This is a genomic window from Pseudomonas sp. KH_017 (assembly GCF_057840285.1).
Window position 1 is genome coordinate 3,564,937 of record NZ_CM174509.1, and the last position, 22,189, is coordinate 3,587,125.

Annotated in this window: 22 protein-coding genes; 11 read left to right on the plus strand and 11 right to left on the minus strand. The window is 62.2% G+C overall.

Annotated features, from left to right (window positions below; genetic code table 11):
- The 4 genes from AC3IT6_RS16190 to AC3IT6_RS16205 form a co-directional block, all read right to left on the minus strand.
- Window positions 1-2,169, minus strand: coding sequence for a xanthine dehydrogenase family protein molybdopterin-binding subunit (locus AC3IT6_RS16190; protein ID WP_489351086.1), 2,169 nt, complete (start codon window positions 2,167-2,169; stop codon window positions 1-3).
- A 7-nt stretch (window positions 2,170-2,176) separates the two neighbouring features.
- Window positions 2,177-2,632 carry a (2Fe-2S)-binding protein gene (locus tag AC3IT6_RS16195; RefSeq protein ID WP_150754700.1) on the minus strand — a complete coding sequence of 152 codons (456 nt, stop codon included), beginning with the start codon at window positions 2,630-2,632 and terminating at the stop codon, window positions 2,177-2,179.
- 172 nt (window positions 2,633-2,804) lie between these two features.
- Window positions 2,805-3,959: an NnrS family protein gene (locus tag AC3IT6_RS16200; RefSeq protein ID WP_489351087.1), complete on the minus strand. Its 1,155-nt coding sequence runs from the start codon at window positions 3,957-3,959 to the stop codon at window positions 2,805-2,807.
- Window positions 3,959-4,207, minus strand: coding sequence for a transmembrane sensor/regulator PpyR (locus tag AC3IT6_RS16205; protein WP_489351088.1), 249 nt, complete (start codon window positions 4,205-4,207; stop codon window positions 3,959-3,961). The genes AC3IT6_RS16200 and AC3IT6_RS16205 overlap by 1 nt, the downstream gene beginning before the upstream one ends.
- A 267-nt stretch (window positions 4,208-4,474) precedes the next feature.
- Here AC3IT6_RS16205 and AC3IT6_RS16210 point away from each other — a divergent pair, with 267 nt between their 5' ends.
- A complete protein-coding gene (locus AC3IT6_RS16210; protein ID WP_489351090.1) occupies window positions 4,475-4,978 on the plus strand; it encodes a VOC family protein in 504 nt (167 codons plus the stop codon).
- Between the two features lie 33 nt (window positions 4,979-5,011).
- A complete protein-coding gene (locus AC3IT6_RS16215; protein ID WP_489351092.1) occupies window positions 5,012-5,845 on the plus strand; it encodes an AraC family ligand binding domain-containing protein in 834 nt (277 codons plus the stop codon).
- Between the two features lie 17 nt (window positions 5,846-5,862).
- Here the strand turns inward: AC3IT6_RS16215 and AC3IT6_RS16220 are convergent, their stop codons facing one another.
- Together AC3IT6_RS16220 and AC3IT6_RS16225 are read right to left on the minus strand one after the other, a co-directional pair.
- Window positions 5,863-6,450, minus strand: coding sequence for a LysE family translocator (locus tag AC3IT6_RS16220; RefSeq protein ID WP_150724098.1), 588 nt, complete (start codon window positions 6,448-6,450; stop codon window positions 5,863-5,865).
- Window positions 6,451-6,536: 86 nt separating this feature from the next.
- Entirely contained in the window at window positions 6,537-7,868 is a 1,332-nt protein-coding gene (locus tag AC3IT6_RS16225; RefSeq protein ID WP_489351095.1) for an aminotransferase-like domain-containing protein, read from the minus strand.
- Between the two features lie 89 nt (window positions 7,869-7,957).
- Here AC3IT6_RS16225 and AC3IT6_RS16230 point away from each other — a divergent pair, with 89 nt between their 5' ends.
- From AC3IT6_RS16230 to AC3IT6_RS16250, 5 genes are all read left to right on the plus strand, one after another.
- Window positions 7,958-8,854, plus strand: coding sequence for a DMT family transporter (locus AC3IT6_RS16230; RefSeq protein WP_489351097.1), 897 nt, complete (start codon window positions 7,958-7,960; stop codon window positions 8,852-8,854).
- A 91-nt stretch (window positions 8,855-8,945) separates the two neighbouring features.
- Window positions 8,946-9,566: a LysE family translocator gene (locus tag AC3IT6_RS16235; protein ID WP_489351099.1), complete on the plus strand. Its 621-nt coding sequence runs from the start codon at window positions 8,946-8,948 to the stop codon at window positions 9,564-9,566.
- 126 nt (window positions 9,567-9,692) lie between these two features.
- Window positions 9,693-10,775, plus strand: a complete 1,083-nt coding sequence (locus AC3IT6_RS16240; protein WP_489351102.1) for a bifunctional transcriptional activator/DNA repair enzyme AdaA — start codon at window positions 9,693-9,695, stop codon at window positions 10,773-10,775.
- Window positions 10,776-10,810: 35 nt separating this feature from the next.
- Entirely contained in the window at window positions 10,811-11,623 is an 813-nt protein-coding gene (locus AC3IT6_RS16245; protein WP_489351104.1) for an isocitrate lyase/PEP mutase family protein, read from the plus strand.
- Window positions 11,624-11,627: 4 nt separating this feature from the next.
- Window positions 11,628-12,245: a DNA-3-methyladenine glycosylase family protein gene (locus tag AC3IT6_RS16250; protein WP_489351106.1), complete on the plus strand. Its 618-nt coding sequence runs from the start codon at window positions 11,628-11,630 to the stop codon at window positions 12,243-12,245.
- Between the two features lie 125 nt (window positions 12,246-12,370).
- On the opposite strand, the gene AC3IT6_RS16255 is transcribed toward AC3IT6_RS16250, so the two are convergent.
- From AC3IT6_RS16255 to AC3IT6_RS16265, 3 genes are all read right to left on the minus strand, one after another.
- A complete protein-coding gene (locus AC3IT6_RS16255) occupies window positions 12,371-13,468 on the minus strand; it encodes an extracellular solute-binding protein (RefSeq protein ID WP_489351108.1) in 1,098 nt (365 codons plus the stop codon).
- Window positions 13,469-13,470: 2 nt separating this feature from the next.
- Window positions 13,471-14,595: an agmatine deiminase gene (gene aguA, locus AC3IT6_RS16260; protein WP_489351110.1), complete on the minus strand. Its 1,125-nt coding sequence runs from the start codon at window positions 14,593-14,595 to the stop codon at window positions 13,471-13,473.
- A gap of 100 nt (window positions 14,596-14,695) precedes the next feature.
- Window positions 14,696-15,580: a LysR substrate-binding domain-containing protein gene (locus AC3IT6_RS16265; protein WP_489351112.1), complete on the minus strand. Its 885-nt coding sequence runs from the start codon at window positions 15,578-15,580 to the stop codon at window positions 14,696-14,698.
- Window positions 15,581-15,831: 251 nt separating this feature from the next.
- Here AC3IT6_RS16265 and AC3IT6_RS16270 point away from each other — a divergent pair, with 251 nt between their 5' ends.
- Window positions 15,832-16,236: a PaaI family thioesterase gene (locus tag AC3IT6_RS16270; protein WP_489351114.1), complete on the plus strand. Its 405-nt coding sequence runs from the start codon at window positions 15,832-15,834 to the stop codon at window positions 16,234-16,236.
- Window positions 16,237-16,281: 45 nt separating this feature from the next.
- On the plus strand, window positions 16,282-16,770 hold the full coding sequence (locus AC3IT6_RS16275; protein ID WP_489351116.1) for a GFA family protein: 489 nt from the start codon (window positions 16,282-16,284) through the stop codon (window positions 16,768-16,770).
- A gap of 131 nt (window positions 16,771-16,901) precedes the next feature.
- On the opposite strand, the gene AC3IT6_RS16280 is transcribed toward AC3IT6_RS16275, so the two are convergent.
- The gene (locus AC3IT6_RS16280; RefSeq protein WP_150724110.1) at window positions 16,902-17,510 is read right to left on the minus strand and encodes a MiaE family protein; all 609 of its coding nucleotides are present in this window, start codon (window positions 17,508-17,510) and stop codon (window positions 16,902-16,904) included.
- Window positions 17,511-17,673: 163 nt separating this feature from the next.
- Between AC3IT6_RS16280 and AC3IT6_RS16285 the strand changes: the two genes are divergently transcribed.
- Window positions 17,674-18,537: a universal stress protein gene (locus AC3IT6_RS16285; RefSeq protein ID WP_489351119.1), complete on the plus strand. Its 864-nt coding sequence runs from the start codon at window positions 17,674-17,676 to the stop codon at window positions 18,535-18,537.
- 25 nt (window positions 18,538-18,562) lie between these two features.
- Here the strand turns inward: AC3IT6_RS16285 and AC3IT6_RS16290 are convergent, their stop codons facing one another.
- Window positions 18,563-19,033 (minus strand): DUF1289 domain-containing protein, encoded by a 471-nt coding sequence (locus AC3IT6_RS16290; protein WP_056727706.1) that lies wholly within the window; start codon window positions 19,031-19,033, stop codon window positions 18,563-18,565.
- Between the two features lie 458 nt (window positions 19,034-19,491).
- Between AC3IT6_RS16290 and acnB the strand changes: the two genes are divergently transcribed.
- On the plus strand, window positions 19,492-22,092 hold the full coding sequence (acnB, locus tag AC3IT6_RS16295; protein WP_150724322.1) for a bifunctional aconitate hydratase 2/2-methylisocitrate dehydratase: 2,601 nt from the start codon (window positions 19,492-19,494) through the stop codon (window positions 22,090-22,092).
- Window positions 22,093-22,189 lie beyond the last annotated feature (97 nt).

Below are 22,189 nucleotides of genomic sequence, written 5' to 3' on the forward strand. Positions count from 1 at the left end.
TCACACCCCCGACAGCTGCAAGGGCAGCTCCCGCAGGCGCTGCCCGGTCAAGGCAAACACCGCATTGGCCACCGCCGGCGCCGTGGGTGGCACACCGGCTTCGCCGATACCGCCAGGTTTGTCGCTGCTGGGCACGATATGCACTTCGACCACCGGCATTTCGTTGAGCCGCAGCACCTGATAGTCGTGATAGTTGGACTGCACCACCTGCCCGTCCTTGAGCGTCAGCTTGCTGTGCAAGGCGAAGCTGAGGCCAAAGGTAATGCACGACTCCATCTGCGCGGCGATGCTCTGCGGGTTGACCGCAATACCGCAGTCGACGGCGCACACCACCCGGTGCACGCGAATGGCGAGGTTGTCCTGGGACACCTCGGCCACCTGGGCCACGTAACTGCCGAACGACTCATGCACCGCCACTCCCAGGGCATGGCCGTCCGGCAGCGGCGCGGTCCAGTTGGCCTTCTCCACCGCAAGATTCAGCACACCGAGGTGGCGCGGATGGTCCTTGAGCAAGGTGCGCCGATATTCCACCGGATCCTTGCCGGCCGCCGCGGCCAGCTCATCGATCAGCGACTCCATGACAAACGCGGTGTGGGTGTGCCCCACCGAACGCAGCCACAACACGCTGATGCCGGTTTTCGGTGAGTGCAGTTCGATCTGGTGATTGGCCAGTCCTTCGAGGTAAGGGCTGTCGGCCACGCCTTCGACGGAGGTCTTGTCGATTCCGTCCTTGACCATGCTCGCTTCGAGCGAGGTCCCGGCCATGATCGACTGCCCGACCATCACATGTTTCCAGGCCAGCGGCAGGCCGTCGGCGCCCAGCCCGATACGCGCATGGTGCAGGAACGCCGAGCGGTAATAGCCGCCGCGGATGTCGTCCTCCCGCGCCCACACGGTTTTCACCGGTGCACCGGCGGCCTTGGCGACATACACCGCTTCGCTGACGAAGTCCGAAGTCGGATTGGCCCGGCGCCCGAAGCCGCCGCCGAGAAACTCGGTATGGATCACCACCTGTTCCGGTTTGAGCCCGGTGATTTTCCCGGCGACCATCTGGTCCAGGGTCTGGAACTGGGTACCGGTCCAGATTTCGCATTTGTCCTGGGTGATGCTCACCGTGCAGTTCAGCGGCTCCATCGGCGCGTGGGCCAGGTAAGGCACGCTGTATTCAACGTCGATCTTCCTGGTCGCTTTCGCCAGCGCAGCCTGGGTATCGCCCGCCTGACCAGCGTTCAGGCCGGGGGTGGTGGCGAGTTTGCGGAAACTCTCCAGCAACGCCTGGCTGTCGAGCCCGGCGTTCGGCCCCGGATTCCACTCGATTTTCAGCGCATCGCGCCCCAGCTTCGCCGCCCAGAAATGATCGGCAATCACCGCGATGCCGGTCGGCACTTGCACCACTTTGTGCACACCCGGAATCGCCAGCGCTTCGGCGCCTTCAAAGGATTTGACGCTGCCGCCGAAGGTGGGTGAACGGACGACCATCGCGGTCATCAGCCCGTCAAACTGCACGTCCATGCCGAACTTCGCCCGGCCGGTGATTTTCTCCGGCGTGTCCAGGCGCCTGGTGGGTTTGCCGATCAGCCGCCAGTCCTTTGCATCCTTGAGTTTGATCGAGGCCGGGTCTGGCCGTGGCAATTGCCCGGCGTCATCGGCCAACTCGCCGTAGGTAGCACGGTGCTCACCGGCAATGACCACCCCCGATTCGGTACGGATCTCGGACGGCGCGACGTTGAAACGCTTGGCCGCCGCGTCGATCAACATCAAGCGTGCCGCCGCGCCGGCCAGGCGATAGCGGTCGAATTCCATCCAGGTCGAGGTCGAGCCGCCGGTGATCTGCATCCCGCCAAAGCCAGGCAGGCCGTAATCGGCGGCCGAAGCCGGGGAATGCTCGACGCGGATCTTCGACCAGTCGGCGTCCAGTTCTTCGGCAATCAGCATGGTCAGCCCGGTCCAGATGCCCTGGCCCATTTCCGAGTGGCCGAGCAATACAGTGACGCTGTTGTCATTGCCAATGCGCAGGAAGGCGTTGGGTGCAAACACGTTGCCCTGGTTCTCCGCGCCCATGGCGAAACGGTGAGCAGCGGGCATGGCAAACGCCACCACCAGTCCACCACCCAGCACGGCACTGCCCTTGAGAAAACCACGACGCGATAACGCGTTGATGCTGTTCATGCTCACCTCAACCCAGCTCGGCGGCGCGTTTGACCGCCGCGCGGATCCGCGGGTAAGTGCCGCAACGGCAGATGTTGCCGGACAGCGCCTGATCGATGTCACTGTCGGTCGGTTGCGGAATCTTCGCCAGCAAGGCCGCCGCTGACATGATCTGCCCGGATTGGCAGTAGCCACACTGGACCACGTCAAGTTCCGCCCAAGCCTGTTGGACCGGGTGCGAACCGTCTGCGGAAAGGCCTTCAATGGTGAGAATCTTTTGCCCATGGGCGACGGCTGTGGCCGGTGTGATGCACGAGCGCAGCGGTGCGCCATCGACGTGTACGGTGCAGGCCCCGCATTGGGCGATGCCACAGCCGAACTTGGTGCCGGTGAGGTGGGCGACATCACGCAGGACCCAGAGCAGCGGCATGTCGGCGGGGACATCCAGCTCCTGATCCTGGCCATTGATGTTCAGGGTGAGCATGGCGCGGTTCCTCAGACTCAGGGTGATCTGAAGGGGCGTCGCAGCGGCCTTGTAAAACCTGCGCGCGCCTCGGGTTACCCCTTCAGCTAAGCGCAAATTTGCCGGCAGGCCGTAGCGCATCGACCACCGGTCATGAAAAAGCCGCCTCGAAGGGCGGCCCTGAAGGTCTTGGCTAGAGCCTCGGCCCCAATAAAATGCCGGTGTAGCGCCAGACAAAAACACCGAAAGCGCTACACCACAGCAACGCCGACAGCGCCAGACCCTGACCGGAAAACGGCACCAGCCACACTCGACACGCACCCGCCAGCAACAACAGGGCAAACCCTGCAACGATCGCCTTTGATGGCTGCAACAAACGCCCGGTATGCCCCAGGCTGACCCGCGCAATCATCGCCAGAACCAACCCGCCGATACCGCCGACGGCCAGCGAATGGGTGGCCAGGCTTTGTTGCGGTATCCAGCCCAGGTGCCACAGCGCCATGGCCAGCGTCGCCACCGCCAGCCAGGCATAAGCCAGGTACAGCGACCACAGCAACGGCACGCGCCACAGGCCACGATCATGCCAGCGCCACAGTCGCAGCAGATGCAAACCGCTGATCAACGCAAACATCAGCGCCAGCCACACCCGTGGGACGTCATTCAAACCGCCGGCAAAAGACACCGCCGCCAGCATCGCGCTGATCAGCAACACCTTGCCCGGCAACGGATCGGCCGCAGGCGTTGCGGGACGGTTCAAGCCACGCTGGATAAAGAACGGAATCACCCGCCCGCCGATCACGCTCATCAGCGCACCCACCAGCCACAAGGCGGCCAGCACGCCATGGCGTTGCAGATTGGCGTCATCAACGGCAAACCCCAACAACGTCAACGCCTGACACCCGGCCAGCAGCGCCACCATCAACAGAATCGGATAATTCTCGCGCTTGCCCGCGGCCAGCAGATCGCGCCCCAACACCCACGCCAGCAACGGCAGAAACGGAACCTGCAGGGCCAGCAGCCAGGGCGCCGGTATCGGCAGGCACCAGGCCAGCCGTGCCAGCAGCCACACCAGCACCAGACCGATCAGCGGCCAGCCCTTGAGTCCCGGCCGACCGGTCCAGTTGGGCACCGCCGTCAGCAGGAACCCGGCAATAATCGCCGTGGCAAATCCGAAAGGCATTTCATGTCGATGCCAGGCGAGCATGCCGCCCACCGGTTGCGCACCGGGTAAACGGCCATACAGCCACAAGGCCCAGATCGCGATGGCGAGGGCCGCGAAGCCGGCCCCGGCCAGAAAGAACGGTCGAAAGCCCAGGCTGAAGACCGGTGCAGCGGCTAGCCGGCGCATCAAGCCACCACCCGGACCGGGACTTGGCCCAGGCGATACTGGGAAAGCAGGCGCATGACGTAGCCGATTTTCAACAGGGTCGGGCCGACGATGGTCATGGCGTGCATGGTCACCAGCACGACGATCGAGAGATGGCCGTCGTAAAGATAGGCACCGTAGATACCGGTCAGCAGCATCGCCATGCCAGCGCCGAGCACACGGCTCGATAAGTTGAGAACGTTCTGAGGATTGCTGAAGAAATTGAACATTTTGCGTACTCCTGAAGGCATTCAGTTGTACGTTTACCTCATCAAGTCCCGTGCCAGGTTTTTACCCCTTCAGATCCAGGCACTTGCGCACATACGAGTCATAAAGACTCATCACAAAAATAGTCTGTTTGACTCTCTTTAAAGTCATTTTGACTACCTGCGACGCTACCCTGCGGCAATTTTCTCGATCTACGGTACGGCCAGACGACCAGACGCTGACTACGCTGAAAGTCCGGGACATGCGCAACCTGCAGAGGAGTCGGCACCATGCTACGCGTACAAAAACTCACGCCCTGCCTGTGGTTCGACGATCAGGCCGAAGAAGCGGCGAAATTCTATTGTTCGATCTTCGACCATTCGAAAATCACTGCCCTCACCCATTACGGCCACGCCGGATTCGAGTTCCACGGCCGGCCCGAAGGTTCGGTGATGACCGTCAGCTTCGAGCTCGACGGGCAGAGTTTCACCGGCCTCAACGGCGGGCCGCTGTTCACGTTCAGTGAGGCGGTTTCGTTTCAGGTCAATTGCCTGAGCCAGGAAGAAGTCGATCATTATTGGGGCAACCTGTCGGCCGGTGGCGTGCCCGAGGCTCAGCAATGCGGTTGGCTCAAGGACAAGTTCGGGCTGTCGTGGCAGATTGTCCCCGTCGCGATGATGGACATGATCAAGGACCCCGACACGAAGAAATCCCAACGGGCCATGCAGGCGATGATGCAGATGAAAAAACTCGATATTGCGACGTTGCAGCGCGCCTTTGACGGCGAGAGCTAATACACTCGGGCACTGACCTGCCGAGGAGCGAGCATGAAGCACGCCGTTGCCAAGAACGCCGACAAGGCCCCGCGCTTCTGGCGCGATAGTGCCCTGCCCTTCATCGAAGCCCGCGCCATCGCCGACGGGCGCGAAGTCTGCTACACCCGGCACGCCCACGAGCACTTTTCCATCGGGGCGATCACCGCCGGGCGCAGCACTTATCTGCATGAGCAGTCGGCGTTCGAGGTCAGCGTCGGCACGGTCGTGCTGATGAACCCCGGCGACGTCCACGCCTGCAACCCGATCGAAGACCAACCCTGGTCGTACCTGATGCTGTACGTCGATACGCCGTGGCTGACCGACTTGCAGCATCAGCTCGGCTTCAGCGATGACGCGGCGTTTCGCCGCTTTTCCCTGACCCATACCCGGGACGCCCAGCTGTTTTTCGGCCTCGCGGGCTTGTATGAAGTACTGGTCGATCCACAGCAAGACGTACTGCGCAAACACAGCGTGGCCGTGGAGTTCTTTACCGAGGTTCAGCTGCGACTCAACCCGGCCGACCCGCCGCTGCGCGAACCCAACTTCAAGCTGGAGCGCGCGGCCGATTACATCCGCGACCACTGCACGCAAACCCTCAGGCTCGAAGACATTTGCGAAGCGGCGCAACTGTCACCGTCCTACCTGATCCGCGCCTTCAAACAGCATTACGGCATGACACCCCACGCGTTCCTGGTGAACCGGCGCATCCAGTTCGCCCAGGATCAATTGCGCAGCGGCAAGCTGATTGCGGACGTGGCACTGGAAGCGGGGTTCGCCGATCAGGCGCATTTCCAACGGGCGTTTAAACAGCATCTGGCGGCGACGCCGGGGCAGTATCGGGGCTGAATCCGTGGTGATTGCCGTTAAGGCAACAACAAGTACACCGCACTCACCACCAGCAGCAACGCCATGGCGCGATTGAACAGGCGCATACCCGCCGGATTATTCAGAAAACCGCGCAAAAACGTCCCGGCATAGGCCCAGCAACCGACCGACACATAGCAGATCACCAGATAAATCGCGGCGAACTGCCAGACCAGGCGCGCCTCGCCATCGGCGACAAACGCGCCCATGCCGGCCACGCAGGCCAACCAAGCCTTCGGATTCAGCCATTGCATGATGGCGCCATACAGCATCGACGGCGCCTGGGCCGATTCACTGGCCTGCACCTGCCCATTGTCGGCCGCCAGCTTGTAGGCCATGTACAGCAAAAACGCCACCCCCGCCCATTGCACCACCTGGGTCAGCGCCGGCCAGCGTTGCAACAACTCATGCAGGCCCAGCCCCATCAGCACCAACAGCAAGACAAACCCCAGCGTAGCCCCGGCCACGTGACGCTGGCTGGCCCGGAAGCCGAACCGTGCGCCGGAGCTCAACGCCACAATGTTGACCGGCCCCGGCGTGATGGAAGCGACCAGCGCAAACGCCGCCATGGACATCATCAGACTCATTGCACACCTTCTTCCATCGAATTGAACAAGGCCCTCAAGGTAAAGAGCCGAGCGGTTCGCGTATTGAAGAAAACTGCCCTGCAGCGCTATGAGTAATAGCCAACGACGTTTTTAACCTTGCCCAGGGCAACCCGCAGCGAGTCCATGTCCACGGAGCCCAACGCCAGGCGTATCGCGTGGGGCACATGGGCCGAAATCGCAAAGGGCTCGGCCGGCGACACCGACACCTGCTCGCGCATCAGCGCCATGGCGATCTGGTCGGCCCGGGCGTCTTCCGCCAACGGCAGCCAGATGAAATAAGAGTTCGGGTGACTGATGGTCCTGAGTCCTGCCAGTACCTCGCGGGCCAAGGCTTGCCGCGCCCGGGCGTCCGCGCGTTTTTGCGCCTCCAGTTGGCTGACGGTGCCGTCGTCGAGCCAGGCCGTAACGATGGCGGTCATCACGCCCGGGGTGTTCCAGGTGGTCGCCATGATCGTGCGCTCGAAGGCGGCGACCCATTGCGCGGGCGCAGCGATGAAACCGACGCGCAGCCCGGTGGCGACATTCTTCGACAGGCCGGACACGTACACCGTCCTCTCCGGCGCCAGCTCGGCCAATGGCAGCGGAACATTTTCGGCCAGGAACGCGTAGGCAGCGTCCTCGATGATCGTCAGGTCATGCCGGCGCGCAATCGCCACCAACTGCTCGCGCTGATCGAGGTCCATCACCCAGCCCAAAGGGTTGTGCAGGGTCGGCATCGAATACAGGGCCCGTACCGATCGGCTGCGGCAGAGCTTTTCCAGGGCAGGCAGATCAGGCCCGGTATCCGTGACCGGAATCGGCAAGACTTCCAGATGCAGGGTTTCGGCCAGCGTCTTGAAACCGGGATAGGTCAACGCATCGGCGGCGATCACATCGCCGGGCTTGAGCAGAGACATCATCGCCACCGCCAGGCCATGCTGGGCGCCGCTGACGATCAGCACCTGTTCGGCCGGCACGTTCAGCCCGCGGTCAACCAGATGGCGCGCGACCGAGGCCCGCTCGTGCAGGCGTCCCGCGTGGGGCTGATAGCGCAGGAGCGATTCCAGGTCACCGGACAACGCCAGTTGACGCAAGGCAGTGCGCAACAGGTCGGCCTGACCAGGCAAAGACGGGTAGTTGAAATTCAGGTCGATCATCCCCGCCGCCACCACGTGCTGCGAGATGCCCTGCCCCGGCGGCAGCGAGGTTTCCCTGACAAAGGTCCCGCGTCCGGTTTCGCCACTGACCAGGCCCATGCCCTCCAGCTCCGCATACACCCGGCTGGCGGTGACCAGTGCCAAACCATGCTCTGTGGCCAGTTGCCGGTGAGTCGGCAGGCGCGTGCCGGGCGGCAAACGCCCGGAACGGATGTCGGCGGCAAAGGCATCCACCAGCGTCTTGTAGCGGGATCTAGGCATGTCGAGATGTATCCATGACAATTTTTTGATTGTATCGATAGTCGCTCATAGGATGAGTTTCGTGCAATCAGACAATGAGCGTGAACCAAATGGAACGGACCTCGAACCTGCAACACCGGACGCTGGAAAACAGCACCAGCGGCTGGATCAACGGCCTGATCGGCGTGGTGATCTTCAGCGGCTCACTGCCGGCGACCCGGGTGGCGGTGCTGGAGTTTGACCCGGTGTTCCTGACGGTCGCGCGCGCGACCATCGCGGCGGTCCTGGCGCTGTGCCTGTTGTGGTTATTCAAGGAAAAACGTCCAGCGCGCCAGCAACTGATACCGCTGATCATCGTTGCCCTGGGCGTGGTCATCGGCTTTCCCCTGTTGACCGCGCTGGCGCTGCAATACGTGACGTCCGCGCACTCCATCGTCTTCGTCGGCCTGTTGCCCCTGGCGACGGCGGTGTTCGGCGTCCTGCGCGGCGGCGAGCGGCCACGGGCGGCGTTCTGGATTTTCTCGGTGCTGGGCAGCCTGCTGGTGGTCGGGTTTGCCCTGTCCCAAGGGCTGACCGCCTCCCCCCAGGGCGACATCCTGATGCTGCTGGCCATCCTCGCCTGCGGCCTGGGTTATGCCGAAGGCGCTAAGCTGTCGCGCACCCTCGGTGGCTGGCAGGTGATTTGCTGGGCGCTGGTACTGTCGCTGCCGGTCGTGGCGGTGCTCAGCTGGATGCGCATGCCGGCTTCGTTCACCGGCATCAGCACGCCGGCCTGGTTCAGCCTGGCTTACGTCTCGCTGTTCAGCATGCTGATCGGTTTCGTGTTCTGGTATCGCGGGCTGGCCCAAGGGGGCATCGCCGCCGTCGGGCAATTGCAGCTGCTTCAGCCGTTTTTCGGGCTGACCCTGGCCGCCACCCTGCTGCATGAACAGGTCAGCCTCGGCATGCTGGGTGTCACCGTCGCCGTGATCCTCTGCGTCGCCGGGGCGAAAAAGTTCGCCAGATAGCCCCGTGTACGGTGGTTTGCGCCCATGACTGTATGGGTCTGGCCAAGGGTGAGCCGTGATAAAAATAGCGCTCTTGCTACAGGAGCCCACCATGGACCTCGCCACCCTCACTCTGTTCCTGCCGGCCTGCTTTGCCCTCAACATGGCACCCGGCCCCAACAACCTGCTGTCGGTCAGCAATTCGACCCGCTATGGCTACCGCACCGCCTGCGTGGCCGGCATCGGCCGGTTGCTGGCGTTCGCCGGGATGATTGCCCTGGCCTCGGCCGGGTTGGCGGTGGTGTTGCAGACCTCCGAGTTGCTGTTCTATGCCATCAAGATCCTCGGCGCGGCCTACCTGTTCTACCTCGCCTGGCAATTGTGGCGCGCCGATCCGGGTGTCGAAAACATTGCCACCACAGCCCCCGTGGGCACGCTGGCGCTGGCCCGGCAGGAATTCCTGGTCGCGGCCGGCAACCCAAAGGCCATCCTGATCTTCACCGCGTTCCTGCCGCAATTCGTCGACTCGACCCACGCCATCGGGCCGCAGTTCGTGGTGTTGGGCGCGCTGTTTCTGGTGCTGGAGTGGATTGCCATCGGCGCTTACGCCAACATGGGCCTGCACATGCGCCGCTGGTTCGCCAGGCCGTCGGGCAAGCGGATGTTCAACCGTTGCTGCGCCGGGTTGTTGTCGGCGGCGGCTTCGGTATTGCTGATGGCCAGACGCGCCTGAAAATGTGGGAGCGAGCAAGTCGGATCGCCGCACCGCCGCTCCCACAGGATGAAATTGCTTTCCAGTCCGAAATTCACTGTCGATTTTCCGGTGGAGGCCATCCATGACGCGATCTATGCTGCGCCCATGAACCTACAAAAAACGCTGCTTCCGCCCCGTGCCGAGATGGTGCGCGCCATGCTCGAGCGAGACACCTCCTACGAGGGGGTGTTCTTTACGGCGGTCAAGACCACAGGCATCTTCTGCCGCCCCGGTTGCACTGCCCGCAGCCCGAAGCCCGAGAATGTCGAGTTCTTTGCCAGCGCCGAACAATGCCTGGCGGCGGGCTATCGCGCCTGCCTGCGTTGCAAACCACTGGACACCGCCGCCAGCGCGCCGGACTGGGTGCAGACACTGTTCAGATCGGTAGACGCCGACCCGGAGCAGCGCTGGACCGACGCCCAGCTACTGGCCCAAGGCATCGAACCGCTGAAACTGCGCCGCTGGTTCAAGCAGCATTTCGGCATGACCTTCCACGCCTGGCTGCGCGCCCGGCGCCTGGGCATGGCGTTGGGCGGGATCAGACAGGGCGACTCCATCGATGACGTCGCCTTCGATTCCGGCTACGAGTCCCTGAGCGGATTTCGCGATGCCTTTCAGAAATCCTTTCACATCACCCCGGGCCGGGCGGCCAACAGCGAGCCGCTGCTGTTCACGCGCCTGACCACGCCGCTGGGGCCGATGATCGCCATGGCCGAACGGCGTGGGCTGGTGCTGCTGGAGTTTCTCGACCAGGCCTCGCTGAATCCGGCGGTCGAAGCGCTGCAAAACCGTTTCGGTTATGCCGTAGCGCCGGGGCACAACGCGCATTTGCAGCAGATCGAAGAACAATTGTCCGCGTATTTCGCCGGCACGCTCACTGATTTCAGCGTGGCCTTGCACATGCCCGGCAGCGAGTTCTCCCGTCGGGTCTGGGCTGAACTGGCGAAGATCCCCTACGGCCGGACCACCACCTACGGCGCCATCGCGGCGAGCCTGGGCAAGCCCGGTGCCAGCCGGGCGGTGGGCCTGGCCAACGGGCATAACCGCTTATCGATTGTCGTGCCCTGCCACCGGGTGATCGGCGCCGACGGCTCGTTGACCGGCTACGCTGGAGGCCAGCCGCGCAAGGCGTTTCTGCTCAGGCTGGAAAACGCAGCGGCTCAGCTCACGGAGCAATTGGCGCTCTGATCCCCCCACAGATTTTTCATAAGGAAGGAAACTCGATGGACAGGCTCGACAATCAACTGCACCAACTGCATCAAAAAGGTTTGCTGATCCTCACCAACGTCGCCGATGCCGCCGGGGCGCGCCTGGTGGAGCAACTGGGCAACAAGGCCGTGGCCACCAGCAGCGCGGCAGTGGCCTGGGTGCATGGCTATCCGGACGGCAACACCCTGCCCCTTGAGCGCCTGGTCTCGACGGTCGAGTCGATTGCCCGGGTCATTTCGGTGCCGCTGACCGTGGACATCGAGGCTGGTTATTCCGATGACCTGGAACGGGTGGCCCAGGTGGTTGATGCGGTAATCGCCGCCGGTGCGGTCGGGATCAATATCGAAGACGGCTCCGCGCCGCCGGAGTTGCTGGTACGCAAGATTGAGATTGCGCGCCAGGTGGCCGACCGGCGCAACGTGAACCTGTTTATCAATGCGCGCACCGATGTCTACCTGCGAGGCCTGGTGCCTGCCGAAGACCGCGTCGCCGAAACCCTCAGGCGCGCCGCGCTGTATCAGGCGGCCGGTGCCAATGGTCTGTTTGCCGCAGGCGTTACCGCGGAGTACGAGATCAAGGCGCTGTGCCAGGGCACCTCGCTGCCACTGAATGTGCTGGGGTTCCCGGGCCTGCCGTCACCCGAAGCGCTTGAGGCACTGGGCGTACGCCGTCTGAGCGCGGGTTCGGGCATCGCCGAGTTCCTCTACGGCGCCATGGCCGGCATCACCAAGAGTTTTCTGCAAACCGGCAAGTTCGATAGCCACGACCTGAAGGCTTTGACCTATGGCGAAGTGAACGCCCTGTTGAAACCGTCCGGGAATGCCTGAGCCCATGGCCGACGGCTATCAGGCGGCCAGTGCCTTCCTGGCCGCCATCGATGACGACTGGCGCCGCCACATCGACGCCATCGGCCCGTGCCTGCACCAGCCGCATGCGGCGCGTGACCCGTATGAGTCGCTGGTGCGGGCGATTGCCTATCAGCAACTGCACGCCAAGGCCGGCGATGCGATTGTCGGCCGGCTGCTGGCGCTGTTCGGTTCCGGTTCGTTTCCCCGGCCTGAACAGATCGTCGCCACGGAATTCGACCGATTGCGCAGTTGCGGGTTTTCCGCGAGCAAGATCACGACCATTCAAGGCATCGCCCAGGCGTCGCTGGACGGCGTGGTGCCGGATTACGCCACGGCACTGGCCATGGACGATGAAGCGCTGATCGAGCGTTTGATCACCTTGCGCGGCGTGGGTCGCTGGACCGTGGAGATGCTGCTGATCTACAGCCTGGAGCGTCCGGACATTCTGCCGGCCGATGATTTTGGCGTGCGTGAGGGCTATCGACGGCTCAAGGGGCTGGAGGTGCAGCCGACGCGCAAGCAGATGATCGAGATCGGGTTGGCGTGGAGCCCTTATCGGACGGTGGCATCCTGGTATTTGTGGCGGGTGCCCAACAAATAGACCGCGTTATCGTTCTTCGCGAGCAAGCCCGCTCCCACAGGGGATTTTTGAACGCCAAAGATCCAGTGTGGGAGCGGGCTTGCTCGCGAAGGCGTCGGCCCCGTCAATACATCACCCGAAACTGATCACAACCCCGACTTCAACCGACTGAACGCCCTGATCAACGCCCGGTTGAACGCCTTGCCATTGTCATTCTTGCTGTACAGCGAAGCCCTGACCGCGGCCGGCGGATACGTCCCCGGATCGTTGCGAATCACCGGGTCGACCAGATCATCCGCCGCCGTGATCGCATTGGCGTAATGGATGCTGTCGGTGATCGGCGCAATCACCTCCGGGGTCATCAGGTAGTCCATCAATGCCAGGCCGGCCTTCGGGTGCGGCGCGTCCTTGGGAATGACCATGGCGTCGAACCAGATCAACGTGCCCTCCTGCGGAATCCGGTACTTGAGCGAATACGGCTTGCCCGCCGCCTCGGCCTGGCCCGCCGCGATGGCCACGTTGCCGTTCCACGACATCGCCACGCAGGTGTTGCCGTTGGCCAGGTCGCTGATGTTCAGGTCGTTGTCGAAGTAGCGAATGTACGGCCGAATCTTCGCCAGTTGCTGCTCGGCCAGCTTCAGGTCATCGAGGTTCTGGCGGTTGATGTCCAGGCCCATGTACTTCATGACCGCCGCAAACACTTCGTTGGGATCGTTGAGCAGGCTGACCCCGCAATCGGCGAATTTCGACACCACGGCCGGGTCGAACAGCATCGCCCAGCTGTCGGTCGGCGCGTCGGGCAGGCGCTGTTTGACCGCCTGCTCCTGATAACCCACGCCCGTGGTGCCCCAGGCGTAGATCCCGGCATAGCGGTTGCCCGGATCGAACACCGCCATGTGCTGGCGGAACTCCTCGCCGACGCCGGCGAAATGCGGCAGTTGCTGCTTGTCGACCGTCTGCACCGCGCCACTCTCGATGGCCCGGGACAGATGCTGCCCCGCCGTCAGCACCAGATCGTAGCCACTGCGGCCAGTCAACAGCTTGGTCTCGACGGTTTCCAGGGAGTCGAAGTGGTCGACCACCACATGGATGCCGGTTTTCGCTTCAAAATTCTTCACGGTGTCCGGGGCCAGGTACTCGCCCCAGATGTACAGGTTGACCACCGGTCTGGCGGTATCGGCGGCCTGCACACACAGGGGTGCAAGCACCAGCAGTATTGCTTGAGTCAGTTTGTGCAGGCCCACGATCACGCTCCTTTCTTGTTGGCGTGGGTGGCGGCGTACTGCGGCATGGTGATGCACGCGACGTTACCGCCACCGAGGAGGATTTCCCGGGAGTTTTCGATGCCGACGATGCTGTGCTTCGGGAACAGCTCGGCCAGGGTCGCCAGCGCCACCTTGTCGTTGCGATCACCGAACAGCGGCACCACGATCGAACTGTTGCCGGCGTAGTAGTTGATGTACGACGCGCAGATCTTCGTCCCGGCCTGACGGGTATGGGTACTGTCCTGCTGGTCCAGGCCTTCGGCTTCTTCGGCGGTCCACTCCAGCACATCCGGTTGCGGCAGCTTGTGCACGATCAACTCACGGCCGCGACTGTCGCGGGTGCTGCGCAGGATGTCGTAGGCCTCCTGATAGATTTCCCACTGCGGGTCGTCGCGGTTGTCGGTCCATTGCAGCACCACTTCGCCGGGGCGCACGAAGCACGCGAGATCGTCGACGTGGCCATCGGTTTCGTCGAACTTGCAGCCCCGGGGCAGCCAGATCACCTGCTCGGCGCCGAGATAATCGGTGAGGCGACGGGTGACTTCGGCCTTGCCCAGATGCTGGTTGCGGTTGCGGTTGAGCAGGCATTGCTCGGTAGTGAGGATGCTGCCCTGGCCGTCGCTCTGGATGCCGCCAAGTTCGGCGATCAACGGCGCGCGATAGCGGTCGAAGCCTTCGATTTCGAGGATCTTGCTGGCGATCTGGTCGTCCTTGTCCCACGGATAGTACAGGCCGCCGTCGAGGCCGCCGTAGGCGTTGAATTCGAAGTCGACGCCACGCACTTCGCCGCTCTGGTCATTGACCACGAAGCACGGACCGCTGTCGCGGAACCAGGTGTCGTTGCAGGTCATTTCCACCACACGCACTTGCGGCGGTAATTGGCGGCGCGCGGTGGCGAACTGTGCCGCCGAGGCGCACACGGTGACCGGCTCGCTCATGGAAATGGCGGTGACGATCTGCACCCAGACTTTCTGCGCAGGCTTGGCCCCGTTGCGCCAGACGTCGGTGCGTTCCGGCCAGCCGAGCCAGCAACCGGACTTGGCTTCGAATTCGCCGGGCAGACGGAAACCGTCCTGTTTAGGGGTGGTGTCGAGCAAACGGGCCATGGTCAAACCTCTTCAGCGGGGATTGGAATGACCACAGGCTAAGGGCGTTGGCGACTGGCTCGCCAACGATGATTATTTCGGAATACTTGAATTCAACTCATCAATCGAGCAACTGATCGTTGAACCATTCCAGCATCTGCGCCACCGCCGGACGCTCCAGGCGCACCCGCTCGCACACCAGCGCGTATTGGCCCAGCGCAGTCATGCTCGAGGTGAACGGCCGTACCAGCCGACCGCTGAGCAAATCTTCCTGGGCCGTCAGGTTGTCGCCCATGGCCACGCCCTGCCCTTGGGCCGCGGCCTCCAGTGCCAGCCCGGCGTGGGCGAAATACAGTTGCCGGTCGGGGCGTTGGTCGCCGGCATGGCTGGTGAGCCACGCGGTCCAGGTCTTGCCGTCCTGGTCGTCGTGCAACAGGCAGTGGCGGGCCAGGTCCTTCGGGGTTTTCAGCGTGCCCTGGTTGAACAGGCCGGGGCTGCACACCGGGAAGAACTGCAACGCCGGCAACGGCCGGACGAAATACGCGGTGCTGTCCACCGGGCCGGTGCCGTAGGTGATCGCCAGGTCGATGTCTTCCCCGGGCGCCGTGGCGTCGATCGGCTGTTCGTACAGATGCAAGGTGATGTGCGGGTAGCGCGCGTAGAAATCCGTGAGCCGGCTTATCAGCCACTTTTGCGCAAGCTCGGCGGTGACCGCCAGACGCAATACCGCCAGCGATGAAGGGTCGCGCAGTTCATCGCAGGCATCGCCGATCAGTTCGAAAGCCTGCTGCAAGCTCTGCATCAGGCGCCCGGCGGCCAGGGTTGGACGAATCTGTCGGCCCTCGCGCACGAACAACGGCACGCCGAGCTGCTCTTCGAGCTGGCGAATCTGGTGGCTGACCGCGCTGTCGGTGACACACAACTCAGCCGCCGCCCGACCGAAATGGGCGTGGCGGGCGGCGCATTCGAAGGTTCGCAGGGCTGCCAGGGAAGGTAGTCGTCGCATCAGGTCATGTCCCGGTTTCGAGGCGGACATGCTGAATTGACAGACGGTGGGTGTCCAGTGGGACCGCGTTATCGTTCCTCGCGAGCAAGCCCGCTCCCACATTTGGAACGCAATCCCCCTGTGGGAGCGGGTTTGCTCGCGAAGGGGCCAACCCATTCACTACCCATCCAACGGGCTATCACGCTGGCTGATCAACGATGACACTCCCCCAAACCCGGCGCATGTTGAATCCTCAACCGGAGGGATTCGCCATGCTCAACACACTCAAGCACATCAACTCGACATCAGCCTTCAACCGCTGGGCCGGCTTCGAAGTCACCCGCGCCGAAAGTGGCGAGGCCGAGCTCACCATGGCCTTTCGCGAAAACGACATGGCGCAATATGCCGGTTTCCTGCATGCCGGCCTGATTGGCGCGATGCTCGACACAGCCTGTGGCTTCGCGGCCGCAACCGTGGCGGGCAACGTGCTGGCCTCGCACTTTTCAGTCAACTGCCTGGCACCTGCCATCGGTGAAGTGTTCATCGCCCGGGGCCGGGTGGTGAAGGCCGGCAAGAAGCAGGTGTTCGCCCGCGCCGAGCTGTTCGCGCAATCCGGTGATCAACTGAAACTGGTGGCGACCGGCGACGCGATTCTGGTGCCGGTCGAGCAGCCCTGACGGTCTAGGCTGTCCGGGGTACGTTCCAGACAGCCGGAGGTTCCCATGCAACTCGAAGGTTCCTGCCATTGTGGCGCGGTGTCGTTCAGTCTGACCTGCGCCCACCCCTACCCTTACCAGCGCTGCTACTGCTCGATCTGCCGCAAGACCCAGGGCGGTGGCGGTTATGCGATCAACCTTGGTGGCGATGCCGCCAGCCTCAAGGTTCGCGGACGCAAGCACATCGCGATTTACCATGCGCGACTCAAGGAAGAAGGCAACAAACGCGCCCACAGCAGCACCGCCGAGCGGCATTTCTGCTCGGTCTGCGGCTCGGGCCTGTGGTTGTTCAGTCCAGAGTGGCCGGAGTTGATTCACCCGTTCGCCTCGGCCATCGACACCCCGCTGCCGGTGCCGCCGGAGCACACGCACCTGATGCTGGGTTCAAAGGCGGCGTGGGTTGAGGTCCAGGCGCAGCCCGGAGATCTACAGTTCGATGTGTACCCCGAAGAGTCCATCGCGCAATGGCATGAACGGCTGGGTTTGAGCCGTTAGCTTTTGTGTTGCTGACGGCCCCTTCGCGAGCAAGCCCGCTCCCACAGTTGACCGAGTTCTCAGATGGGATCACGGTCGAATGTGGGAGCGGGCTTGCTCGCGAAGGCGTCCGCAAGAACAACACCGAATAATCAGGCCGCCGCCGGCACACCACTGTGAAAACGGAATTCCACGTCCGGCGACTCGATCAGTTCCTGCTCGGCGGCGCGGACCTTGTCGATCACCTGGGCGATGTCCTTGGCGTCGCCATACTGGTACGCCAGTTTCAGGTAACCCTGGAAATGCCGGGCCTCGCTCTTGAGCAAACCGAAGTAGAACTTGCCCAGCTCTTCGTCCAGGTGCGGCACCAGTGCTTCGAAACGCTCGCAACTACGGGCCTCGATGAAGGCGCCGACCACCAGGGTGTCCACCAGTTTCACCGGCTCGTGACTGCGTACCACCTTGCGCAGCCCCGACGCGTAACGCCCGGCGGACAGCTGGCGCAGCTCGATCTTGCGCCGCTTCATCAGGCGCATGACCTGTTCGTGGTGCACCAGCTCTTCCCGGGCCAGACGCGACATCATGTTGATCAGATCGACGTGGGAGTGATACTTGGCGATCAGGCTCAACGCGGTGCTGGCCGCCTTGAATTCGCAGTTCTTGTGGTCGATCAGCAGGGTTTCCTGATCGGCCAGCGCGGCCTCGATCCAGCCGTCGGGGGTGCGGCAGCCAAGGAACTCGTGAATTTCGGGAAGGATCATGGGGCTCACGGACAAATAGGTTCAAAACGAAGGGCGCCGATTATACCGGCCTGCCCGCAGACCACCAGTCGCCAACCGTTGATATGCATCAAGTCCCCGAATCGCAGACAGCAACTATAGTTGTGCAACGCCGTGCTTTTTTTATTTTCAGGAGATCGCGCACATGCAAGCCGTTCGCAGCATTCTGGTGGTCATCGACCCCGAGCATTCCGAAAGCCTGGCGCTCAAACGGGCGAAGTTGATCGCCGGTGTGACCCAGGCACAGTTGCATCTGCTGGTGTGCGACCCCAAGCACGATCACAGTGGCATGTTGGGTGTGCTCAAGGCCGCGTTACTGGAAGACGGTTACAACATCACCACTGAGCAAGCCTGGAATCAGAGCCTGCATCAAACCATCATCGATGTGCAGCAAGCCGAAGGCTGCGGTCTTGTGGTGAAGCAGCACTTTCCCGACAGCGCACTGAAAAAGGCCCTGCTGACACCCGAGGACTGGAAATTGCTGCGCCAATGCCCTTGCCCGGTACTGTTGGTGAAAACCGCTGGTTCATGGAAAGACAAAGTGATCCTGGCAGCTGTCGACGTCGGCAACACCGACCTCGAACACCGCCACCTGCACGACACCATTATTGATCATGGCTATGACATCGCCACCCTGGCCAAGGCCCACTTGCACGTGATCAGCGCCCACCCGTCGCCGATGCTGTCGTCGGCCGACCCGACGTTTCAACTCAGCGAAACCATCCAGGCGCGCTACCGCGAGCAATGCAAGTCGTTCCAGGCGGAATTCGACATCGACGATGATCACCTGCACATCGAGGAAGGCCCGGCGGATGTGCTGATTCCGTTCATGGTGCACAAGCTGCAGGCGGCGGTGACGGTGATCGGTACCGTGGCCCGTAGCGGATTATCCGGGACCTTGATCGGTAATACGGCGGAAGTGGTGCTCGATGCGGTGGAGAGCGACGTGCTGGTGCTCAAGCCGATGGAAGTGGCGGATCATCTTGAGGAGATTGCCGACAAGCATTGAAGCCGAACATGCTTTTGTGGCGAGGTCAGCCGCCGAAGGCGTCTTTCAGAAACCCCGGCGCAATGTAGCGCTGGTAATGGGCTTCGGAGAGCAGGAAAAATTCCCGATCAATGGCATCGCGCAATTCCGGCAGGTTCCACTCGCGAAATTCCGGCAGCAACACCATCCCGTAGGCTTCCAGGTTGTTGATCACCCGCGCGCCCCGGGCGATCAACTGGTAGGCCCAGCAATATTCCGACTGATGGGGCACGAAGCGGATCTTGCGTTGCTCCAGCTGCATTCGGAGCAGCGCCGGATCGAAAATTTCCACCTTGGCGGCCATCACCTGCGACAGCAACTGCTCAAGACGCAGCCATACCGCGCGCTTTTCTTCCTCGTTGTAACCGTTCCAGTGGATCACTTCGTGGTGGAAACGCTTGCAGCCACGGCACACCAGGTCACCGTAAACGGTGGAGCAGAGGCCGACGCAGGGTGTCTTGATGGTCTGATTGGGCATAGATAGGCAAAAACGCGAGAAAGCAGGACAGGCCGGCATGTTAGCCCTTTGTCGGCCATTGATCACCCCTCAAAGTTCAGGGCCCATGGAGAATCGGGCTCTGCTGACCGCCACCACCAAAGTCCAATAAACACTGACTTACCTTTAATTTTTTTTTGCCGTAGAATCAGCCTGCCTTTTTAGGCGCCAATGTCCGTTAGAAGCTGTTTTCAAAGCGTCACGAGCACAGTCGTTCCTTCAGAGCGGTGTTGGCGAGGGGTTTTTCCAGCGGGGAAAAGCCCAACGCCAACCCTCATCAGCTCCCGTTCTGCAGGCGTAAAACTTTGAAAGCAGCTTCTGTAAGGAATTGTCGGTAATTCTGGCTAAGTGGCTCACAACGCCATGCAGCGCATGAGTACGGCAATTTCGGGATGAGCGTCCCGGACACCCATTTGGGACCACTGATGAGGGTAATAACTGTGCTTGAAGCCTACCGCAAACATATCGAAGAGCGCGCAGCACTGGGTATCGTTCCCCAGCCGCTAAACGCCGAACAAACTGCAGGCCTGGTCGAGCTGCTGAAAAATCCCCCGGCTGGCGAAGAAGCATTCCTCGTTGACCTGATCACCAATCGCGTTCCGCCAGGCGTGGACGAAGCAGCCTATGTAAAGGCCGGCTTCCTGTCCGCCATCGCCAAAGGCGAAGCCAAATCCCCCCTGATCGACAAGAAGCGCGCTGTTGAACTGCTCGGCACCATGCAGGGTGGCTACAACATCGTGACTCTGGTTAACCTGCTGGACGACGCCGAACTGGCTCCAGTAGCTGCCGCAGAACTCAAGCACACCCTGCTGATGTTCGACGCCTTCCACGACGTCGCTGAAAAAGCCAAGAACGGTAACGTTCACGCCCAAGGCGTGCTGCAATCCTGGGCCGACGGCGAGTGGTTCGTGAAGCGCCCGACCCTGGCCGACAAGATCAGCCTGCGCGTGTTCAAGGTCACCGGCGAAACCAACACCGACGACCTGTCCCCTGCGCCTGATGCCTGGTCCCGTCCAGACATCCCGCTGCACGCCCTGGCCATGCTGAAAATGGCTCGCGACGGCATCGTGCCTGACGCACAAGGCGTCACCGGTCCGATGAAGCAGATCGAAGAAATGCGCAACGCCGGCTTCCCTATCGCCTACGTCGGTGATGTGGTCGGTACCGGTTCTTCGCGTAAATCGGCGACCAACTCCGTACTGTGGTTCTTCGGCGACGACGTTCCTTACGTGCCGAACAAGCGCGCCGGCGGTTTCTGCTTCGGCAGCAAGATCGCTCCGATCTTCTACAACACCATGGAAGATGCCGGCGCACTGCCAATCGAATTCGACGTTTCCAACATGCACATGGGCGACGTGATCGACCTGTACCCGCATGCTGGCAAAGTCTGCAAGCACGGCACCGACGAAGTCCTGACCACCTTCGAAATGAAGACCCCGGTCCTGTTGGACGAAGTTCGCGCTGGCGGCCGTATTCCGCTGATCATCGGCCGTGGCCTGACCGAGAAGGCTCGCACCGAGCTGGGTCTGCCACCTTCGACCCTGTTCAAGAAGCCTGAAGCACCGGCTGAAAGCACCAAGGGTTTCACCCTGGCGCAGAAAATGGTCGGCAAGGCTTGCGGCGTGACCGGCGTTCGTCCGGGCACCTACTGCGAACCGAAGATGACCACCGTGGGTTCCCAGGACACCACCGGTCCCATGACCCGTGACGAACTGAAAGACTTGGCGTGCCTGGGCTTCTCGACCGACCTGGTGATGCAGTCCTTCTGCCACACCGCGGCTTATCCAAAGCCGATCGACGTGACCACCCACCACACCCTGCCTGACTTCATCATGACCCGCGGCGGCGTTTCCCTGCGTCCGGGCGACGGCATCATCCACTCGTGGCTGAACCGCATGCTGCTGCCAGACACCGTCGGTACCGGTGGTGACTCCCACACCCGTTTCCCGATCGGCATCTCGTTCCCGGCCGGTTCCGGCTTGGTTGCGTTCGCCGCAGCCACCGGCGTCATGCCGCTGGACATGCCTGAGTCGATCCTGGTTCGCTTCAAAGGCGAACTGCAGCCAGGCGTCACCCTGCGTGACCTGGTTCACGCCATTCCTTACTACGCGATCCAGGCTGGCCTGCTGACCGTAGAGAAGAAAGGCAAGAAGAACGCCTTCTCCGGTCGCATCCTGGAGATCGAAGGTCTGCCTAAGCTGACCGTCGAGCAAGCGTTCGAACTGTCTGACGCCTCGGCTGAACGTTCGGCTGCCGGTTGCACCATCCAGCTGTCCAAAGAGTCGATTGCCGAATACCTGCAGTCCAACATCACCCTGCTGCGCTGGATGATCGGCGAAGGCTACGGCGATGCACGTACTCTGGAACGTCGCGCTCAAGCGATGGAAGCCTGGCTGGCCAACCCTGAGCTGCTGCAAGCGGACAAAGACGCCGAATACGCTGAAATCATCGAGATCGACCTGGCCGACATCAAGGAGCCTGTGCTCTGCGCGCCGAACGACCCGGACGACGCTCGCCTGCTCTCCAGCGTTGCTGGCGAGAAGATCGACGAAGTGTTCATCGGTTCGTGCATGACCAACATCGGTCACTTCCGCGCTGCCGGTAAACTGCTGGAACAGGTCAAGGGTCAGCTGCCAACCCGTCTGTGGCTGTCGCCGCCGACCAAGATGGACGCTCACCAGCTGACCGAAGAAGGCTACTACGGCATCTACGGCAAGGCCGGCGCGCGCATGGAAATGCCAGGCTGCTCGCTGTGCATGGGTAACCAGGCACGTGTAGAGCCGAACTCGACTGTCGTGTCGACTTCGACCCGTAACTTCCCGAACCGTCTGGGTGACGGCGCGAACGTCTACCTGGCTTCGGCCGAGCTGGCGTCCGTGGCTTCCATCCTGGGTCGCCTGCCGACCGTCGAGGAGTACATGGAATACGCTGGCAAGATCGACAGCATGGCGGCCGATGTCTACCGCTACCTGTCCTTCGACCAGATCGCCGAGTTCCGTGAAGCTGCTGCGAACGCCAACATCCCGGTCGTTCAAGCCTAACGTTGCAACGCAATGAAAAACGCCGCCCATCGTGAGATGAGCGGCGTTTTTTTATGCCTTCTACCTCAGCCCCCTACCCCTGTGGGAGCGAGCTTGC

Coding starts and splice junctions, on each gene's coding strand:
- AC3IT6_RS16280 (WP_150724110.1), bottom strand. CDS start 17,510: ATGATCCTTCCCGAAATTCACGAGTTCCTTGGCTGCCGCACCCCCGAC.
- AC3IT6_RS16265 (WP_489351112.1), bottom strand. CDS start 15,580: ATGCGACGACTACCTTCCCTGGCAGCCCTGCGAACCTTCGAATGCGCC.
- AC3IT6_RS16205 (WP_489351088.1), bottom strand. CDS start 4,207: ATGTTCAATTTCTTCAGCAATCCTCAGAACGTTCTCAACTTATCGAGC.
- AC3IT6_RS16250 (WP_489351106.1), top strand. CDS start 11,628: ATGGCCGACGGCTATCAGGCGGCCAGTGCCTTCCTGGCCGCCATCGAT.
- AC3IT6_RS16245 (WP_489351104.1), top strand. CDS start 10,811: ATGGACAGGCTCGACAATCAACTGCACCAACTGCATCAAAAAGGTTTG.
- AC3IT6_RS16225 (WP_489351095.1), bottom strand. CDS start 7,868: ATGCCTAGATCCCGCTACAAGACGCTGGTGGATGCCTTTGCCGCCGAC.
- AC3IT6_RS16200 (WP_489351087.1), bottom strand. CDS start 3,959: ATGCGCCGGCTAGCCGCTGCACCGGTCTTCAGCCTGGGCTTTCGACCG.
- AC3IT6_RS16220 (WP_150724098.1), bottom strand. CDS start 6,450: ATGAGTCTGATGATGTCCATGGCGGCGTTTGCGCTGGTCGCTTCCATC.
- aguA (WP_489351110.1), bottom strand. CDS start 14,595: ATGGCCCGTTTGCTCGACACCACCCCTAAACAGGACGGTTTCCGTCTG.
- AC3IT6_RS16190 (WP_489351086.1), bottom strand. CDS start 2,169: ATGAACAGCATCAACGCGTTATCGCGTCGTGGTTTTCTCAAGGGCAGT.
- AC3IT6_RS16235 (WP_489351099.1), top strand. CDS start 8,946: ATGGACCTCGCCACCCTCACTCTGTTCCTGCCGGCCTGCTTTGCCCTC.
- AC3IT6_RS16275 (WP_489351116.1), top strand. CDS start 16,282: ATGCAACTCGAAGGTTCCTGCCATTGTGGCGCGGTGTCGTTCAGTCTG.
- AC3IT6_RS16270 (WP_489351114.1), top strand. CDS start 15,832: ATGCTCAACACACTCAAGCACATCAACTCGACATCAGCCTTCAACCGC.
- AC3IT6_RS16240 (WP_489351102.1), top strand. CDS start 9,693: ATGAACCTACAAAAAACGCTGCTTCCGCCCCGTGCCGAGATGGTGCGC.
- AC3IT6_RS16215 (WP_489351092.1), top strand. CDS start 5,012: ATGAAGCACGCCGTTGCCAAGAACGCCGACAAGGCCCCGCGCTTCTGG.
- AC3IT6_RS16290 (WP_056727706.1), bottom strand. CDS start 19,033: ATGCCCAATCAGACCATCAAGACACCCTGCGTCGGCCTCTGCTCCACC.
- AC3IT6_RS16195 (WP_150754700.1), bottom strand. CDS start 2,632: ATGCTCACCCTGAACATCAATGGCCAGGATCAGGAGCTGGATGTCCCC.
- AC3IT6_RS16230 (WP_489351097.1), top strand. CDS start 7,958: ATGGAACGGACCTCGAACCTGCAACACCGGACGCTGGAAAACAGCACC.
- AC3IT6_RS16210 (WP_489351090.1), top strand. CDS start 4,475: ATGCTACGCGTACAAAAACTCACGCCCTGCCTGTGGTTCGACGATCAG.
- AC3IT6_RS16285 (WP_489351119.1), top strand. CDS start 17,674: ATGCAAGCCGTTCGCAGCATTCTGGTGGTCATCGACCCCGAGCATTCC.